The sequence below is a fragment of the Pseudomonas sp. lyk4-TYG-107 genome, from assembly GCF_030209055.1.
GTDB classification, from domain to species: Bacteria; Pseudomonadota; Gammaproteobacteria; order Pseudomonadales; family Pseudomonadaceae; genus Aquipseudomonas; species Aquipseudomonas putida_A.
This window is the reverse complement of the sequence record NZ_JARVST010000012.1, coordinates 285,494-302,608: the sequence shown is the minus strand read 5'-3', so window position 1 is coordinate 302,608 and position 17,115 is coordinate 285,494. Positions and strand designations below refer to the sequence as shown.

Here is a 17,115-nt window from a genome sequence, read left to right as displayed (position 1 = left end):
GAGCACCTGCTCAAGGCGTACTTCCCTCCTCTTCTGTATCCGAACTGGCCAGCTCATTGGCCGGATGGCGCGCGAGTGCCTGATCGGTGAGTTGGCGAATCAGCGCCTGACGTTCATTTCTGAAATTGTCGTGAATCGCGTTCATCTGCACCGCTGCCTGGTCGCGCGTCAGCTCCGCCTGCTCCTCCAGACGCGCCAAGGCCCGCGAGGTCCGAACATAGACAAGGGCGAAAGCGTCGGGATTCGCCGATTCGAGAAATTCGACCCAGAATCGCTGGCCGATACACCATTCGGGAAACGCCGAAGACCCTTCAATACGCAGCACGGCCTGATTGGCCTGATCCAGTTCTACCTGCGAGACCTCGACATTCAAAGGGCTGCTTATCGCCCTTGGCTGTCCCGGCAGATCGAGCCGTCCCGCCAGTCCCACCCGATAGGCCAGACTGAATTCGAGTGCGTGCTCGTAGACACTCGGTTGGGCGCGGGCGTTGATCTCTTCCAAGGTGCGCTCTTCCAGCGTTTGCAGGCGAAACAAGCCTCTGAGCAAATGCGTCAATTGCCGCTCCAGCGGCGCGCCATCGATCCCGGCCGCGACCGTGGCTCGGTAACACAGAACCTGGACTTCCATCTCACTGAACACCGCGGAATAACCATCGACACTGGTGGCGACGCGCGCCGTGCGGAACAATTCGCTGCGCAACCGCGTGTCTTCAGCGGCCGCCTCGACCACATTCCACACACGCTGGCTGAAATACGGGTACAACCGGGTGTAATCGGCCGTGTGGATCAATTGTGAAAGTACATTGAAGAAATCCCGCGAGCCGGGCGCTGCCCTTACCGCCTCCCAGGTAACGCTACGCGGTATCGCTTCGACGGCAGGTCTGCCGGTCAGCCAGCGCGCACTCTGACCTTCATACGACACGCTGGGTAGCGGCTGGTGTTGATAGACCCGGGCCATTACACCGAAACTGACGCTGTTCGCCTGCTGATACGTCGCAATCTGTCGCAAAGAGTCAGGCGACAAGGGGTTACCCATCAGGCGAACGGCGCGGGTGACCACCAACGGAGCCCTGAGTACCGCCTCCGGCACCGTGCTTATCTGGTTATCGCGCAGATCGATCAGTTGCGGTCGTTGCAAACCGGTGGTTCCCTCGGGCCAATGATCGATTGCGCAACCGCGCAAGCGCAGTCTTTCCAGATCCGGCAGTGAGCTGACATCCGGGGCATGCGCAAGATCAACATTGAAGTCCAGGCTCAGCACCCGCAGCTTTTTCAATTGCGCCAGTGACGGCACCGATGCAGAAGATAGACGAATACGGTTCTCGCTCAGATCCAGATGCGTCAGCCAGGGCATGCGTTCCAATGTCACCGGTAACTGGGTCAATTGGTTCCCCCTCAGGGAAAGGCTGCGCAAATTTCTGAAATGACGCAAAAATGCCGTCAGCCCCAGCGGCGTAGTGCCGTCCATGATCAGATGCGTGACGTGGCTGAAATCCCCGACCAGCACTGGCAACTCTCCCAACGGCTCCGGGGCGAAAATCAAGGTGTCGGGTGGCGCGTCGCCCGAGGCCCCCGGTTCTCTGCGCCAGCAGCGGATGATCGCGCGCATGGCCCGGGACTTCGCCGACTGTGGAACATCAAGCAATGAGCCATCGATCCCGTTGTACTGCGTTTGCCGCGTCACCCAACGACTCAGGACTTCGCGAATACCGAGAAACTCCAGGCGCAGCAATTCCAGTTTCATCAGCACCAGGATCTCATTGCGGCCCAAGACGTTGAGTAGCGCATGGATCTGTGCAGGGGAATGGGCCGGGTAGAGTTCCTGAATACGGCGCACCATCACTGAAACGCTCACACCTGAGTTCGCCCATGGCCCCGCCGGGGGCCGGTCAGCCAGGGCCATCGGCGAATAGTCGCCGGGACGTTCGCCCATGGTCCTGGCAAACGTTGTTCGCCGTTGCATGGCAAGCTCGGTGATTTTCTCCCGTAGCCCGTTCGCCCCGGCCTCGATCGACAGGCCCAACGCGACCTTGCGTTGCGCCGACAACCCATGCCAGAGGGCCTGGAAATAATGCTCGCGGGTGCGCCCGGAAAATGTTTTCAGCGCAGCATCAGTACCCTGCAGAACGCTGATGCGGTTCGCCAACACATTGATGATCACCCGCTCACTGGATGAGCTTGACGCCGTCGTTGCAACACTGCCGTGACTGCCCGACCACTCCTGTATCTCGATCGCTGAAGCCCCTGACCAGCCCGGCAAATGTTCAAGGGTATCGAGCACCAGGCGATTGGTACTGTGACCACCGCCACTCTCCAGGTACAGGCCTTCATAGGCTCGACACACAGCAATCGCCTGTTGATAGCGGCGCACCTCCTGCGCCAGCCGCAATGGTACGCGGGCAGCGTCCAGCTCCTGCGCTTCGCCATCCAGGGCACTGCCCGCCAACTCCTCGGCAACACTGGCAGGCAGATCGGCAAAGGTCTTCACCAGAAACGCCACCCGACCATTGCTCGGCGCTTCGCGGCGTCGATAGATTCGCTGGAACAACGGCTCCCGTCGACCTTGTGCCTGCTCGCCGATGATTTGCACCAGCTTGCGCGTCTGAACCGCCGAATCCTGGCTCGTCAAGCCGAGCAAGTTCTTGCGCCGCTGGCTGCCGAGTGCAGCCAGCAGAGAACGGTACAGTTTCCCCCGATGCACATCCTGCTGAGTTATCTTCAGGATCGTGGTGGCGTGGGTTGCGCCATAACGATTGATTGGCGTGCCCGCTGCATCGACGACACTAATGGCGCAGGCTGCCGGCCAACTGGCCGATGTCGTCAGCAGGTGCAATTGCAGGTCAGCATCCGCCATGGGGGCCGACAACGGGATCTGCAGTTGCTCGATAAACTCCGTCACCGCTGCATCGGCGCGAAATCTCCACACCGTGTCGAGCAGCAAGGCCGGCGGATGACCGCGATCTACATGGATCTGACGCAACACGCTGTCTTCGATACCGCAGACAGCCAGAGCCTGCAGCGCACTGGCATCCGACAGCTCCTCGCGGGGATGGCCGAAGCGGCGCAGCAGCTTCAATCGATCCCAGTCCTGAACCAGCTCGCTGTCATGACGCCAGGCACCCCGATCGTTGGTTTCGAGCAGCGGTGCATAGCGGCTCGCCGATTCCGGCGGCGCCTGCACTTCCCACAGCCCGGTCTGAGGTTCGGGGCGCACTGCATAGTGCAGATCATCGAGCGTCAGGTACGCCTGGCCATCAACCCAACGCAAGCCGCGGCCATCGCGACGCACTCCGGCAGGCAAGGCCCGACGCTGTTGATACACGTGCAGGTCAGGCTTCCAAAGGCGAGGCTGCCCTGAAGCCAGTTTGACCATGCGCAAGCGCTCGATAAAAGCCGATGACCTGACGACTTTGAACGCTGTGCCTACCGCCCTGGTACTCGCAGCGAAAGCCGCCATCAGGATCAGGTTTTCGACGACATCGAAAAAGTAATCCGTCGCCTGCTCCTGCTCGCCTCTGGACCAACTGGCAATCCCTTCATAGACCTGCGAGAGCAACTGCACCGCGGTCACCGCCAACAGAGCCTCTCCGACTACAGGTATGAACGATACAGCGACCAACAGCAGGTCGACCCCGATGGCCTTATAGGTGTCCAGTCGGGCCAGCCGGGTTTTCTCGTCTTCATCGTCGGTTGGGACCACTACGAGCCGAGCGTCGGCCATGGTCTGTTCGGCGTGCTGGCGATACATCAGGGTGAACGGGTCGCCCGCAAAATCGATGCCGGACAACGTCACGTAGAACGCGGCACGAGGCAGGATTGAATGACTGTGCGGATACAGACGCCCATCGAGTTCGGTCACCCACGCTGCGCGCTCACTGATCTTGATGAAGCGCATGAAGAATTGGCGAAACGCTGCGCCTTTCAACCGCTGGCTCAACTGTTTCTCGAAATCGCTGAAGGATGAATACTCCTTGAGCGGGTGCAACGGATCACCTGGCAGGTAAACAACGCATCGATAGTCGTCATCGGCGTGCTCACTCACCGGGCCGATAAACAGCACACCGTTAAGTGTGACACCCAGCATCTGCAAGCCCTGATAACCCAGGGTGTTGTTGCCCAGTTTGAGCGTGTCCTGGTTATCCTTGACTGCCTGCAACATCTCATGCACTTCGACACTGATGTGTTTCTTCAGCAATGCGACGTGCCGATCCACCTCGAAGCGACACCGCAAGTTCGCAGTAAACTTGCTGCGCAACGGATTGGCCTCGGCATCCACATTGAAGACCGCACGAAGATGAGTCTGATATTGCTGGCCCAAGTCCAGGGTTCGACACAACAGCGCAAATTCATGGGGCTGGATCGATAATATATGCGCTTCTCGACCGGTTACTTTCTCGGGAATATAGATCAAGGAGGTATCGTTATAATTTGTGGCCTGAGTCTCACGGAGTTCGAAGTTTTCGCAGGCGGCCGTGAGCAGATCCCGATCGACTGGCAACACCAGTTTCCTGCGCAAGCCCAACAGACTGGAGGTAGAGCGCACATGCTGAAAAATCACCCCGCTGATATCCAGCGAGTTGCCGAGCTTTTGCGACATGGCGCTGGTCAGTAACGGCGCGCAAAATGCTTCGGGCGACTTGAGCGTCTTCAGAAACGGGTCCACTTCACTTTGGGCGCGATGGCTGGCCATCATGCTTTGGTAAAGTTTCTGACGCAGTTCATCCGATGCCGACAGCAGCCAGCCGGGAGCATTGTTCTTGATTAACTCAAAGAACATGCCTTTTTGTTCGGGTGTTAATACAGGCGCGACAGCCTGTACAGGTAAGGAAGACATACTGAATATCTCGAAAACTGAAAGTAGCAACAGCTTATCGAGCAGGCCTTTTTATAAAAGCGCGAATTGCCGATGAAAAACTTCAAGTTCGAATCAACTATTCAAACTCAAACTATACATATATACCGCCACCATAAAAAAACCCCTTTCACCGTTACAGTGAAAGGGGTTTTTCTTTGGCCTTTTCTTACCAGAAGCGTTGCTGGGTCAAGCGGCTCCACCACCTCAGCAGCACGCGATCCACTGAACCGCTGGCAGCCATGCCGATGCGCTCCTGCAGGCTTTTGCGCTCGGCGTAATGCAGGTGATAAACCTCGGCTTTCTTCGCCCGGTCTGCCAGGTATTCATCGCTGGTCTTGAGTTCGTCGACCAGTTGTTTGTCCAGCGCTGCAACACCAAGCCAGACCTCACCGGTGGCCACTTCGTCGATGGCCAGTTGCGGGCGATAACGGGAAACGAAGTTCTTGAACAGCTGATGGGTGATGTCCAGGTCTTCCTGGAACTTCTCCCGACCTTTCTCGGTGTTTTCGCCGAACACGGTCAGGGTGCGCTTGTACTCACCGGCGGTCAGCACTTCAAAATCGATGTCGTGCTTTTTCAGCAGACGGTTGACGTTGGGCAACTGCGCCACCACACCAATCGAGCCGAGAATCGCGAACGGCGCGCTGATGATCTTCTCGCCAATGCACGCCATCATGTAACCGCCGCTGGCCGCGACCTTGTCGATACACACGGTCAACGGCACGCCGGCTTCGCGAATACGTGCCAGTTGCGAAGACGCCAGGCCGTAGCTGTGCACCATGCCGCCGCCGCTTTCCAGACGCAGTACCACTTCGTCCTCGGGCGTGGCGAGGGTCAGCAGTGCGGTGATTTCGTGACGCAGGCTTTCAGTGGCCGAGGCCTTGATGTCACCGTCGAAATCGAGCACGAACACCCGGGATTTGCTCTCGGGTTTGTTCTTCTGCTTCTTCTCGGATTTTTCCGATTTGGCCTGGCCCTTGCGCAAGGCCTTGAGCTGATCCTTGTCGAGCAGGGTCTGCTCCAGACGTTCACGCAAGCCTTTATAGAAATCGTTGAGCTTGCTGACCTGCAACTGCCCCGCCGACTTGCGCCGGCCCTTGCTGCGCAATGCAGCAAAACTGGCGAGCACCACCAGGATGGCGACCACCAGCGTTACGGTCTTGGCCAGGAAGCTGGCGTATTCGGTGAAAAACTCCACAGAGACTCCTTAAAACAATGCGCGGATGCAAAACACGCGCGGGATGGTTCCAGCATACCCATGCGCCGCCTCGTCGGCCAGCCGTGAAACCTCTGGCAACAGGCCTGTAACGAGCATTTCAAACAAGCGTATGTTTTTTCATTGACAGCACTCTTTCATCCTCATAACCTCGCCAAACCTTCAACGTACCGGGATGACGCGGACGTGGGCAGCATCTATCTGATTCGACATGGCCAGGCCTCCTTTGGTGCAGACGACTATGACGTCCTGTCGCCCATCGGTGTGCGCCAGGCAGAAGTCCTCGGCCAGCACCTCGCCGAGCTGGGAATCCGCTTTGATCGCTGCCTGGCCGGCGACCTGCGTCGTCAGCAGCACACGGCCAGCAGTGCGCTGGAGCAATTCAGCGCCAAGGGCCTGTCGGTACCGACGCTGGAGACCGACTCCGCGTTCAACGAGTTCGATGCCGACGCGATCATCCGCGCCCTGATCCCCGCCATGCTCGAGGACGAGCCGGAAGCCATCGACATCCTGCGCAACGCGGCGCAGAACCGCGCCGAATTCCAGCGTATCTTCGCCCTGGTCATCGAGCGCTGGCTGGCCGGCACCTACGACACCCCCGGGCTGGAAAGCTGGCTGGGTTTCGTCGAGCGGGTACAGGCCGGACTGCACCGGATCCTCGAACAGGCCGACGGCAACCAGAAAATCGCCGTGTTCACCTCCGGCGGCACCATCACCGCCCTGCTCCACCTGATTACCCAGATGCCTGCCCGGCAGGCCTTTGAACTGAATTGGCAAATCGTCAACACCTCGCTCAACCAGCTGAAGTTCCGCGGTCGCGAGGTGGCTTTGGCCTCCTTCAACAGTCACGCACACCTGCAACTGCTGAAGGCTCCGGAACTCATCACTTTCCGCTGAGTCCGGATAATTGTGACCCTTGCTGTAATCAACCAGCGCCTAACCCAAGAAAGGATCGAACCATGACCTCCGTAGCTGATGCCGTAAAAGCGATGCAAGCCAAGTTCAACCCAGCCGCTGCTGCCGGTCTGGATCTGGTTTTCGGTTTCAACATCACCGACGAAGACAAGCACTACGCGCTGATCGTCAAAGACGGTACTTGCGACATCCAGGAAGGTGAAAACCCGGACGCCAACTGCACCCTGGTACTGGACAGCGCAACTCTGAAAGACATCGTCAGCGGTGAAACCGACGGCATGCAAGCGTTCATGGGCGGCAAACTGCGCGTTGAAGGCGACATGATGCTGTCGATGAAACTGTCCGAGCTGTTCCCGTCGTAAGACTTGGTTCGGTTTGAAGAAAATCCCGCCCCTGTGGCGGGATTTTTGCGTCTGACTCCCAGGTTTCGTCATAAACTGGCCATAGGTGGGAGGGGGCTTGCTCCCGAAGGCGTCGGATCAGCCACAACGTTTGCCGCCTGGCACACCGCTTTCGGGAGCAAGCCCCCTCCCACATAGGTCACGTGGTGCTCCATAAACTGCAGCATGCACCTTCTTCTACGTTGGAACTGTCATCACCCAGCAAATGATGCCGCCAACAGCTCCTGCGTATACGGATGCTGCGCATCGCTGAATAGCGCACTGGTCTCGCCACGCTCCAAGACTTCGCCATCCTTCATCACTATCAGGTCATGAGCCAACGCCCGCACCACCGCCAGGTCATGGCTGATGAACAGATAAGTCAGCCCATGCTCTTCCTGCAGCCGCCGCAATAAAGCAACGATCTGCTTCTGCACCGTGCGATCCAGTGCCGAGGTCGGCTCATCGAGCAGAATCAAATCAGGCTTGAGCACCAGCGCCCGAGCGATGGCAATCCGTTGTCGCTGGCCACCGGAGAACTCGTGCGGATAGCGATGTCGGGTCGCCGGATCGAGACCGACTTCGCGCAGCACATCAATCACCGCCTGCTCACGCTCGGCAGCATTCAAGTCGCTATGTACCTGCAAGCCCTCGGCAATGATCTGCTCCACACACAAGCGCGGGCTGAGACTGCTGAACGGATCCTGAAACACCACTTGCAGGCGTTTGCGTAGCGGCCGCAGCTGCTTGCCGCTCAATTGCTCCAGCGCCTCACCGGCAAAGCGAATGCTGCCCTCGGCGTCGATCAGGCGCAAAATCGCCTGACCCAAGGTCGACTTGCCCGAGCCCGACTCGCCGACAATCCCCAGCGTCTTGCCGCGCTGCAGGTTCAGATCAATGCCCTTGACCGCCTGCAGCCAATTCTTCGGCCGCAGCCAACCGCCGCCCAGGCGAAAACGCACATTCAGATCGCGCACCTGCAACAAGTCCTGCGCGACATCCCGGCACAGCGCTTCGCCCCCGGGCTCGGCGTTGAGCAATTCGATGCTGTAAGGATGCTGCGGCGCGCGGAACAGTTGCTCGCACGACGCCTGCTCGACGATCCGCCCACTGCGCATCACCGCCACCCGCTGCGCAATGGTGCGCACCAGATTCAGGTCATGGCTGATAATCAGCAGCGCCATGCCCAGGCGCTGTTGCAGCTCTTTAAGCAGCAACAGAATCCTGCGCTGCACCGTCACGTCCAGCGCCGTGGTGGGTTCGTCGGCGATCAACAATTGCGGCTCGCAGGCCAGCGCCATGGCGATCATCACCCGCTGGCGTTGACCTCCGGAGAGTTGATGCGGATAGGCCTTGAGCCGTTCGCGCGGTTTCTGAATCCCCACCAGTTCGAGCAGTTCAAGAATCCGTTCACGGGCTTGCGCGCCGGCCAGGCCTTTGTGCAACGCCAGGCTCTCACCGAGTTGCCGCTCGATGGTATGCAGTGGATTCAGCGAACTCATCGGTTCCTGAAAAATCATCGCGATGCGGTTGCCCCTTAACTGGCGCAGATAGCGCTCGTGCACGCCGAGCAGCTCCTCCCCGGCATAACGAATGCTGCCGTCGATCCGCGTGATGTTCGGGTCAAGCAATTGCAGGATGCTGTGGGCGGTCACCGATTTGCCCGAGCCGGACTCGCCGACCAGTGCCAGGCATTCGCCCGGACGAATATCGAGGTCGATGCCATGCACCACTGGCTGGCCATTGAATGCCACACGCAGGTCGCGGATTTCGATCAGGTTTTCGCTCATCTCAAGTCCTTGGATCATAGGCATCTCGGCAAGCCTCACCGATGAACACCAACAGAGAAAGAATCAGCGCCAGGGCAAAAAATGCCGTCAGCCCCAACCACGGCGCTTGCAGATTGCTCTTGCCCTGACCGATCAATTCGCCCAATGAAGCGCTGCCGGCGGGCATGCCGAAACCGAGAAAATCCAGCGCCGACAAGGTCGCGATCGCTCCGGTAAGAATGAACGGCAAATAGGTCAGGGTGGCGCTCATTGCGTTGGGCAGGATGTGCCGACTGATCACCTGCGCGTCGCTGACACCCAGCGCCCGCGCGGCTTTCACGTATTCCAGACCGCGGCTGCGCAGGAACTCGGCGCGCACCACATCGACCAGACTCAGCCAGGAAAACAGCGCCATGATCCCCAGCAACCACCAGAAATTCGGCTCGACGAACCCGGACAGAATAATCAGCAGATACAACACCGGCAGCCCCGACCACACTTCCAGCAACCGCTGCCCGAGCAGATCGACCCAGCCACCGTAATAGCCTTGCAAGGCACCGGCCGCAATGCCGATCAGCGCACTGGCGGCGGTCAGTGCCAAGGCAAACAGCAGCGACACCCGCGTACCGAAGATCACCCGCGCAAGCACATCCCGCGCCTGATCGTCGGTGCCGAGCCAGTTCTCGGCGCTCGGTGGACTCGGTGCCGGTTCAGTCAGGTCGTAATTCACCGTATCGAAACCGAACGGGATCGGCGCAAACCACATCCGCCCGCCCTGCCCCTCGATCAGTTGCCGCACCTGCGCGCTGCGATAGTCCGGCTGGAACGGCAGTTCGCCGGCGAAATCCTGCTCGGTGTAGCGCTTGAACGCCGGGAAATACCACTGGCCCTGATACTCGACCATTAACGGTTTGTCATTGGCGATCAGCTCGCCGCCCAGGCTCAGGCCAAACAGCAGCAGAAACAGCCACAGTGACCACCAGCCACGTCGATGTGCCTTGAATCGCGCCCAACGGCGCTGTCCTATGGGAGATAAGGTCAGCATCAGGCAGTCCTCGCGGTGAAGTCGATGCGCGGGTCGACCAGCGTGTAGCACAGGTCGCCGAGGAGTTTTATCAGCAGGCCGAACAGGGTGAAGATGAACAGCGAACCGAACACCACCGGGTAATCGCGGGACACCGCCGCTTCGTAACTCAGGCGACCGAGGCCATCCAGCGAGAAGATCACTTCGATCAGCAGCGAGCCGCCGAAAAACACCGTCACCAGTGCCTGCGGTAATCCGGCGACCACCAGCAGCATCGCGTTGCGAAACACGTGGCCGTATAACACCTGGCGCTGGCTGAGGCCCTTGGCCCGCGCCGTCACCACATACAGCCGCGAGATCTCGTTGAGAAAGCTGTTTTTGGTGAGGATGGTCAGCGTGGCGAATCCACCGATGACCAGCGCGGTGACCGGCAACACCAGATGCCAGAAGTAGTCCGCGACCTTGGCCCACGGCGACAGCTCGGCGAAGTTGTCGGAGACCAGTCCGCGTACCGGAAACCAGTCCAGCGCGCTGCCGCCGGCAAATACGATGATCAGCAGCAGAGCAAACAGAAACCCCGGCATCGCGTAGCCGACGATGATCGCCACGCTGCTCCAGACATCGAACGCCGAACCGTTGTGCACGGCCTTGCGGATGCCCAGCGGAATCGACACCAGGTAAGTGATCAACGTGGCCCACAAGCCCAGTGACAAGGTCACTGGCAGCTTCTGCCAGATCAGTTCGGTGACGCTGGCACCGCGGAAAAAGCTCTGGCCGAAATCCAGTTGCGCGTAGCTCTTGAGCATCAGCCACAGGCGCTCATCAGCCGGTTTGTCGAAGCCGTACTGGCGCTCGATGTCGGCCACCAGTTTCGGGTCGAGACCCCGGGTGGCGCGGGATTCGCCACCGATGGTTTCGACATGACCACCGCCCACCGCCGCGCCGACACCAATGCCCTGCAACCGGGCAATCGCCTGTTCCACCGGGCCACCCGGCGCGGCCTGCACGATGACGAAGTTGACCAGCAGAATGGCGAGCAACGTCGGCACGATCAGCAGCAGACGCCGCAGGCTATAACCCAACATGGGCGTACTCCTTTTGCTGTTGCTGCATCTGCGTGGCGGTCAGCGCGGTCGGGCTGATTTCCCACCAGGTATCGAGTCCGGCGTCATACAACGGCGCCGTCGCCGGACGACCAAAACGGTTCCACCACACCGTGGAAATTCCCGGCGGGTAGTAATTGGGAATCCAGTAGTAACCCCACTGCAACACCCGATCCAGGGCATGGGCATGGCGCAGCAGGCTTTCGCGGTTGTCGGCCTGCACCAGCCCTTCGAGCAAGGCATCGACCGCAGGATCGCGCAGCACCATGTAGTTGTTCGAGCCGGGATCGTCGGCGCCGTCGGAGCCGAAGTAATTGAACATCTCGCGCCCCGGCGCCTGACTCACCGGGTAGCCGACCACGATCATGTCGTAGTCGCGGTTGCGCACGCGGTTGGTGTATTGCGCGGTGTCGACCTGGCGGATATCGAAGCCGATACCGATCTGCGCCAGGTTGCGCTTGAACGGCAGCAGCAGCCGTTCAAAGCCCTTCTGACCGTTGAGAAAAGTGAACTGCAGCGGCTCGCCATTGGCATTCACCAACTGATCACCACGGGGTTTCCAGCCGGCGGCTTCCAGCAGCTTCAAGGCCTGCAACTGCTCGGCGCGGATGTTGCCGCTGCCGTCGGTTTTCGGCGCTTCGAAGACCTCGGTGAACACCTCGTCGGGGATTTTGCCGCGCCACGGTTCGAGGATTTTCAGTTCCTCGGCGTCCGGCAACTCGGTGGCCGCCAATGCGCTGTGCGAGAAGTAACTGCGCTGTCGCAGGTACATGCTGCGCATCATTTGCCGATTGCTCCATTCGAAATCCCAGAGCATGGCGATCGCCTGCCGCACCCGACGATCCTGAAACATCGGTTTTTGCAGGTTGAACACGAAACCCTGCGAACCTTGCGCAGCACCCGGCGCCAGATGTTCGCGAAGCAATTTGCCCTGCTCCAGCGCCGCGCCGGCATAGCCGATGGTGTAGCTGGTCGCGGAAAACTCGCGGTTGTAATCGAAGCCACCGGCCTTGAGCACTTGCCGGGAAACATCGGTGTCGGCGAAGAACTCCACGCTCAAGTGATCGAAGTTATAGAGGCCGCGAGTGATCGGCAGGTCCTTGGCCCACCAGTCGGCAACGCGCTGAAATTTCACGCTGCGCCCGGCATCCACCGCGCTGATCCGGTACGGGCCGCTGCCCGGCGGGATCTCGAAACCGGCGCCCTCGGCGAAGTTGCGCGTACGCCACCAATGTTCGGGCAGCACCGGCAGCGTCGCCAGATCCAGCGGCAAGGTGCGGCTGTCGTTGTTCTTGAAGTTGAAGCGCACTTGCGTTGGCGACTCCACCACCACGTCGGCGACGTCACGAAACTGCTGGCGATATTTGAGGCTGCCCTGAGTGGTGAACAGTTCGAAGGTGTAACGCACGTCTTCGGCAGTGATTGGCGTGCCGTCGTCGAACCGGGCCTTGGGATTGAGGTAGAAGCGCAGCCAGCGACGATCCGCATCCAGTTCCATCTGCTGCGCCACCAGACCGTAGACGCTATAGGGTTCGTCCTTGCTGCGATAGGCCAGCGGCGCGTAGAGCCAGCCGTCGATGTCGGCGACGCCGGTGCCTTTGTCGATGTACGGAATCAGGTGATCGAACGGGCCGCTTTCCAGTGAGGAGCGGCGCAGCGTCCCGCCCTTGGGGGCGTTGGGGTTGGCGTAGGCCAGGTGTTGAAAGTCCGGGGCGTATTTGGGGGCTTCGCCGTAGACCGTGAGGGCGGGTTGTGGGGCGGCCCAACTGAAGGGGCTTGAGAGCGCAAAAGCGCTGAGCAGAATGAGCCTGGATAGCATTGGCAGATCCTTTCACAAGGTGTTGCTACTGGCCTCTTCGCGAGCAAGCCCGCTCCCACACGTTTTGCGGTGTTCACAAATCCCTGTGGGAGCTGGCTTGCCAGCGATGAGGCCCGAACAATCACCAAACCTTCTGCCTACCTGTGATGTGCAACAGGCCGGCGATTTTTATAGGGCAGGCTTAGATCAATAAGTGACTAAAACCCGCCGCCTCTGGGCAATCTCAGAACTTGTAATTGACCCGCGTGTACAACGTCCGCCCGAACGGGTCGCCGTATTTCGGGTCGTAGCCGCTCTGGAAGGTGTAGGTCTGGTTGCTGAACGGTGGCTCGCGGTCGAACAGGTTCTTCGCGCCGAGGGTCACGCTGAGGGTTTTACGCCAGGTGTAGGTGCCGGCCAGATCCCAGACGTTGTACGAGCCAACGTAATCGTGGGTCTCGCGGTCGGAGTCGTGGTAACCGCTGGTGTAGCGGTTGGTCAGGGCGATACCGTAGGGGCCGTAATTCCAGCTGCCGGTCAGGCTGTGGCGCCAGCGGGCCACGGCACCGGCCGAGGAAAAGTCGCCCCCACGGAAATCGCCGAGCTTGTCGATGTAGTCGCCCTTGAGCTGCTGCTGGTACTCGTAACGGCTGACATAAGTGCCCTGCAGGCCGATCCCGAAGTTGCCGTACGGGGTGCTCGGCAAGCGGTAGTCGAAACTGACGTCGACGCCATTGGTCTTGATCTTGCCGAGGTTGGCCAGCCCGGTGACGATGTGATCAATGGAGCCGTCCGGCTTGCGCACCAGGCGCTCGGGGTACAGCTCCGGGTTCTCGAACACCGCCGATTCCGGGAATTCGGCGATCTGGTTGGCGATGTTGATCCACCAGAAATCCAGCCCGGTGCTCAGGCGCTCGAATGGCTGATAGACGAAACCGAGGGTGACGTTGCGCGCGGTTTCCGGACTGAGGTCCGTATTGCCACCGGTGCGGCTGTAAAACTGCTGGGCGCAGTCGCGGTTGGCGATCCCGCCGTTACTCGGGTTGCCACCGGCACACAGTCGCGGGTCGTTGTAGTTGGCGACGGTGAACGTGGTGAAGTTCGGGTTGTACAGCTCATACAACGACGGTGCGCGAAAACCTTCACTGTAGGCGCCGCGCACCACCAGTTCCTTGAACGGCTGGAAGCGGAACGAGTACTTCGGGTTGGTGGTGCTGCCGAAGTCGCTGTACTTGTCGTGGCGCACGGCAGCGGACAATTCCAGGCTGTCGAGCACCGGCACGTTGACCTCGGCGTATTGCGCCGAGACGCTGCGATCCCCGGTGACGCTGGCATTGGGGTCGACACCCAGGCTCTGCACATCGGCGGCGAACTGGGCGAAGTCCTGATGGAAATCTTCCTTGCGGTATTCGCCACCCAGCGCCAGTGCCGAAGGGCCGGCGCCGAACCAGTCACCGATCTCGCGGCTGACACGCCCGTCAATCGCCTTCACGCGGCCGACCGCCGTGCCGTAATCGCCGTCTACGGAATTGGCGGCCAGCAGTGCCTGCCCGGCAGCAGTCTGCGCACCGAACGGGTTGATGATGCCGTTGGCAATACCGGCGCTGACGGCGCGGTCGTTGACGTAGCCGGCCTCGATGGCATTGACCACTTTGTTCTGGTTGTACGACGCGCCGACGTTGTAGTCCCAACCCACCACGCTGCCATCGAAGCTCAACAGCAAACGCTGGCCGGTGTTGTCGTCTTCATGCTGGCGCGCGCCAACGGCGGTTTCGCGCCAGTTCACATCCACCGGTTGCGTCGGGTCGAGGGCGAAGCCGTTGGGGCCGGGGGTAATGCCGTTACCGGGATAGAACGTCGTGCCGGGATTGACCTGATTGCCCATCAGCGTACCGGGGCCGATCTGCGTGCGGTTTTCGTTGCGTGCCCAGAAGTATTCGAGGCTGACGTTGTGATCATCCGCGAGCTTGCCGGTGGCTTTGGCGAAAGCCGAGGTCTTCTCGGTTTCCGGCACCAGATCGAGGTAGTTCCACAGGCTCTGGCGGCAGATGCCATTGCGCGCCAGCAGGCCCGGGGCGTTGCAGCCGGAACTGGCCAGTGGATTGGTAGCGTTGCTGCCCTGACTCCAGTTGGCCGGCGATGCGGTGCCCGAGGTGTAATCGAGGCCGCGTCCGGGCTGATAGTTGTAGGTGTAATCACGGTCTTCGGCAGCCAGGCGTTGCTGCTTGTCATGACTGACCACGCCGAACACGTTGAAACGGTCATCCTGCAAATCGCCGAAGCCCCAACTGCCGCTGAAGTTACGACTTTCCCCACCGCCGGCATGGGTCGGCGTGTCGTAGTTGGTGCTCAGTTGGCCTTCGGTGAGGCTGGTCTTGGTGATGAAGTTGATCACCCCGCCGATCGCATCGGTGCCGTACAGCGCCGAGGCGCCATCACGCAGCACTTCGACACGATCGATGGCGGCGAACGGAATGGTGTTCAGGTCAACCCCGGAGCCATTGATCGCATTGGTCGCGTTGTTGCTCAGCCGCCGACCATTGAGCAGCACCAGCGTCTTGTTCGGGCCGATACCGCGCAAATCGGCATACGACGCCCCACCGCTGCTCGAACCCACCGAACGACCGGAGCCGACCGAGGACTGGTTGGCGGAAATCCGGCTGACCAGTTCTTCCGTGGTGCTCACCCCCTGCTCGCGCAGTTCTTCAACTCGCAGAATGGTGACCGGCACCGCGGTTTCCGCATCGACCCGGCGAATCGCCGTGCCGGTGACTTCTACCCGTTGCAACTGGGTCGTGGGTTCGTCGCTAGCGACTGCCTGCAAGGTATTGATCGCCAGCAGCAAGGCCAGGCTCAAACGGGATCTAACGGGTGAAAAATGGATCATGAACAGCCATCCCTGCGTTTTGGTTTATGCAGGGATGTGCAATGGACATCAGCGTTTTATAGAGCCCGATTTAGACCGTTGGGTGATGAGGTTATGCAAAAAATGGCAGGTGTGGATCAAGCCAGCTCCATCTCCCTCAGCAACCGTGTATCCAGCCCGAATCGCTCCTGGGAAACCATCCTGAACTGCCCCTCCGCCAACTCGCAGCTCACCAGCAGATTCCACGAGTGCCGGGTTGCCGCCGAGGGGATCAGTACAAACGGATGCTCTGCCAATAACGCATCGGCGAACAATTGTTGATTGGGGGAAGGCTTGGCGGGGCTCAACCAATAAGGATTCGGCACATCCTCCGGCTGGACGATTTTCACTTTTGCTTCGCTGACGACCTCAAAACACGTGAGCACATAAGGTTCACTGTCCAGCGCATCAAAGCTGTGATTGGCTGCCACCTCCAGAATGGCCGACGACGGATCGACTGATGCATAAACGACTCGCCGCCCGGGTATGTTCCATCGGCCACCATTGAGATTCGAACCCATCCCGCTGTCCCACGTCCCGCCATAAACCTCGGGGTCCAGCCGCCAGGCATACCAGTGCTCGTCCCAGGGCAAGGGATTCATGTGTAAACCCCGTATATCAGTTGCCCCAGATACTGCTCCACCATCTGAAACCCCAGTGAATGCCGAATAAACTCCACCGGTACGCGACCGTTCAGGTAGGTGCTGGGCTTGCGTAGCCACTCCTCGGCCCGTGACTGCCTTCCGAAGGCGCGAGTGGCCTTTTCCAGCACCAAGGCATATTGGTAGGCGACGACGCTCTGCTGCGGGTCAAGCCGTACCGTTTTACCTTCCTTCAGTAATCGGCGTACGGTGCTGACCGACTTGCCGGTGATGCGTTTGACCATGTCGCCTTGCAGATAAAGCTCAGAGGTTGAAAGCATGTTGACGACATCGTTCAGCTCAAAACCTTCGTCGGTCAGGTCAACGATCAGAAAGGCATCGTCACCTATGTTCCGGCCATTCACGAGCAAGTCGACAGGTCTGCCCTCGGCCCTCTTCACCCCCGTCAGCCGGGGTACCTTGACGCTGGGCATCGTGACCTCCTCCATGGGGCATCTGGCACGATCGGTGCGCCAGTGAAGGCGATGGGAATAAGCAGGCGTTTCGTA

General features: G+C 59.9%; 11 protein-coding genes. 2 read left to right on the top strand and 9 right to left on the bottom strand.

All coding sequences use genetic code 11. The annotated features are described in order from the left end of the window. Nucleotides 1–10: 10 nt before the first annotated feature. Together QRN61_RS12465 and sohB are read right to left on the bottom strand one after the other, a co-directional pair. The gene (locus QRN61_RS12465; RefSeq protein WP_285373901.1) at nucleotides 11–4,834 is read right to left on the bottom strand and encodes a dermonecrotic toxin domain-containing protein; all 4,824 of its coding nucleotides are present in this window, start codon (nucleotides 4,832–4,834) and stop codon (nucleotides 11–13) included. 187 nt (nucleotides 4,835–5,021) lie between these two features. After that, the gene (sohB, locus tag QRN61_RS12460) at nucleotides 5,022–6,053 is read right to left on the bottom strand and encodes a protease SohB (protein ID WP_285373900.1); all 1,032 of its coding nucleotides are present in this window, start codon (nucleotides 6,051–6,053) and stop codon (nucleotides 5,022–5,024) included. Nucleotides 6,054–6,257: 204 nt separating this feature from the next. Here sohB and QRN61_RS12455 point away from each other — a divergent pair, with 204 nt between their 5' ends. Beyond that, a complete protein-coding gene (locus QRN61_RS12455) occupies nucleotides 6,258–6,968 on the top strand; it encodes a histidine phosphatase family protein (RefSeq protein WP_027613702.1) in 711 nt (236 codons plus the stop codon). 62 nt (nucleotides 6,969–7,030) lie between these two features. Continuing rightward, nucleotides 7,031–7,348, top strand: a complete 318-nt coding sequence (locus tag QRN61_RS12450; RefSeq protein WP_027613701.1) for an SCP2 sterol-binding domain-containing protein — start codon at nucleotides 7,031–7,033, stop codon at nucleotides 7,346–7,348. A gap of 233 nt (nucleotides 7,349–7,581) precedes the next feature. Here QRN61_RS12450 and QRN61_RS12445 read toward each other — a convergent pair whose 3' ends face one another. The 7 genes from QRN61_RS12445 to QRN61_RS12415 form a co-directional block, all read right to left on the bottom strand. Beyond that, entirely contained in the window at nucleotides 7,582–9,156 is a 1,575-nt protein-coding gene (locus tag QRN61_RS12445) for an ABC transporter ATP-binding protein (protein WP_285373899.1), read from the bottom strand. A 1-nt stretch (nucleotide 9,157) separates the two neighbouring features. Further along, nucleotides 9,158–10,180: an ABC transporter permease gene (locus tag QRN61_RS12440; RefSeq protein ID WP_285373898.1), complete on the bottom strand. Its 1,023-nt coding sequence runs from the start codon at nucleotides 10,178–10,180 to the stop codon at nucleotides 9,158–9,160. Then, nucleotides 10,180–11,244 (bottom strand): microcin C ABC transporter permease YejB, encoded by a 1,065-nt coding sequence (locus QRN61_RS12435; RefSeq protein WP_103366933.1) that lies wholly within the window; start codon nucleotides 11,242–11,244, stop codon nucleotides 10,180–10,182. The genes QRN61_RS12440 and QRN61_RS12435 overlap by 1 nt, the downstream gene beginning before the upstream one ends. After that, nucleotides 11,231–13,081 (bottom strand): extracellular solute-binding protein, encoded by a 1,851-nt coding sequence (locus QRN61_RS12430; protein WP_150368413.1) that lies wholly within the window; start codon nucleotides 13,079–13,081, stop codon nucleotides 11,231–11,233. The genes QRN61_RS12435 and QRN61_RS12430 overlap by 14 nt, the downstream gene beginning before the upstream one ends. A 223-nt stretch (nucleotides 13,082–13,304) precedes the next feature. Then, nucleotides 13,305–15,947, bottom strand: coding sequence for a TonB-dependent receptor (locus QRN61_RS12425; protein WP_285373897.1), 2,643 nt, complete (start codon nucleotides 15,945–15,947; stop codon nucleotides 13,305–13,307). 116 nt (nucleotides 15,948–16,063) lie between these two features. After that, nucleotides 16,064–16,567, bottom strand: coding sequence for an RES family NAD+ phosphorylase (locus QRN61_RS12420; RefSeq protein ID WP_027613695.1), 504 nt, complete (start codon nucleotides 16,565–16,567; stop codon nucleotides 16,064–16,066). After that, a complete protein-coding gene (locus tag QRN61_RS12415; protein WP_027613694.1) occupies nucleotides 16,564–17,040 on the bottom strand; it encodes an MbcA/ParS/Xre antitoxin family protein in 477 nt (158 codons plus the stop codon). The genes QRN61_RS12420 and QRN61_RS12415 overlap by 4 nt, the downstream gene beginning before the upstream one ends. Between the last annotated feature and the right edge of the window lie 75 nt (nucleotides 17,041–17,115).

Bases quoted from the DNA above. Each gene is read 5' to 3' on its own strand.
- QRN61_RS12420 (WP_027613695.1), bottom strand. From the start codon at position 16,567: ATGAATCCCTTGCCCTGGGACGAGCACTGGTATGCCTGGCGGCTGGAC.
- QRN61_RS12440 (WP_285373898.1), bottom strand. From the start codon at position 10,180: ATGCTGACCTTATCTCCCATAGGACAGCGCCGTTGGGCGCGATTCAAG.
- QRN61_RS12465 (WP_285373901.1), bottom strand. From the start codon at position 4,834: ATGTCTTCCTTACCTGTACAGGCTGTCGCGCCTGTATTAACACCCGAA.
- QRN61_RS12445 (WP_285373899.1), bottom strand. From the start codon at position 9,156: ATGAGCGAAAACCTGATCGAAATCCGCGACCTGCGTGTGGCATTCAAT.
- QRN61_RS12430 (WP_150368413.1), bottom strand. From the start codon at position 13,081: ATGCTATCCAGGCTCATTCTGCTCAGCGCTTTTGCGCTCTCAAGCCCC.
- QRN61_RS12415 (WP_027613694.1), bottom strand. From the start codon at position 17,040: ATGCCCAGCGTCAAGGTACCCCGGCTGACGGGGGTGAAGAGGGCCGAG.
- QRN61_RS12435 (WP_103366933.1), bottom strand. From the start codon at position 11,244: ATGTTGGGTTATAGCCTGCGGCGTCTGCTGCTGATCGTGCCGACGTTG.
- QRN61_RS12450 (WP_027613701.1), top strand. From the start codon at position 7,031: ATGACCTCCGTAGCTGATGCCGTAAAAGCGATGCAAGCCAAGTTCAAC.
- QRN61_RS12425 (WP_285373897.1), bottom strand. From the start codon at position 15,947: ATGATCCATTTTTCACCCGTTAGATCCCGTTTGAGCCTGGCCTTGCTG.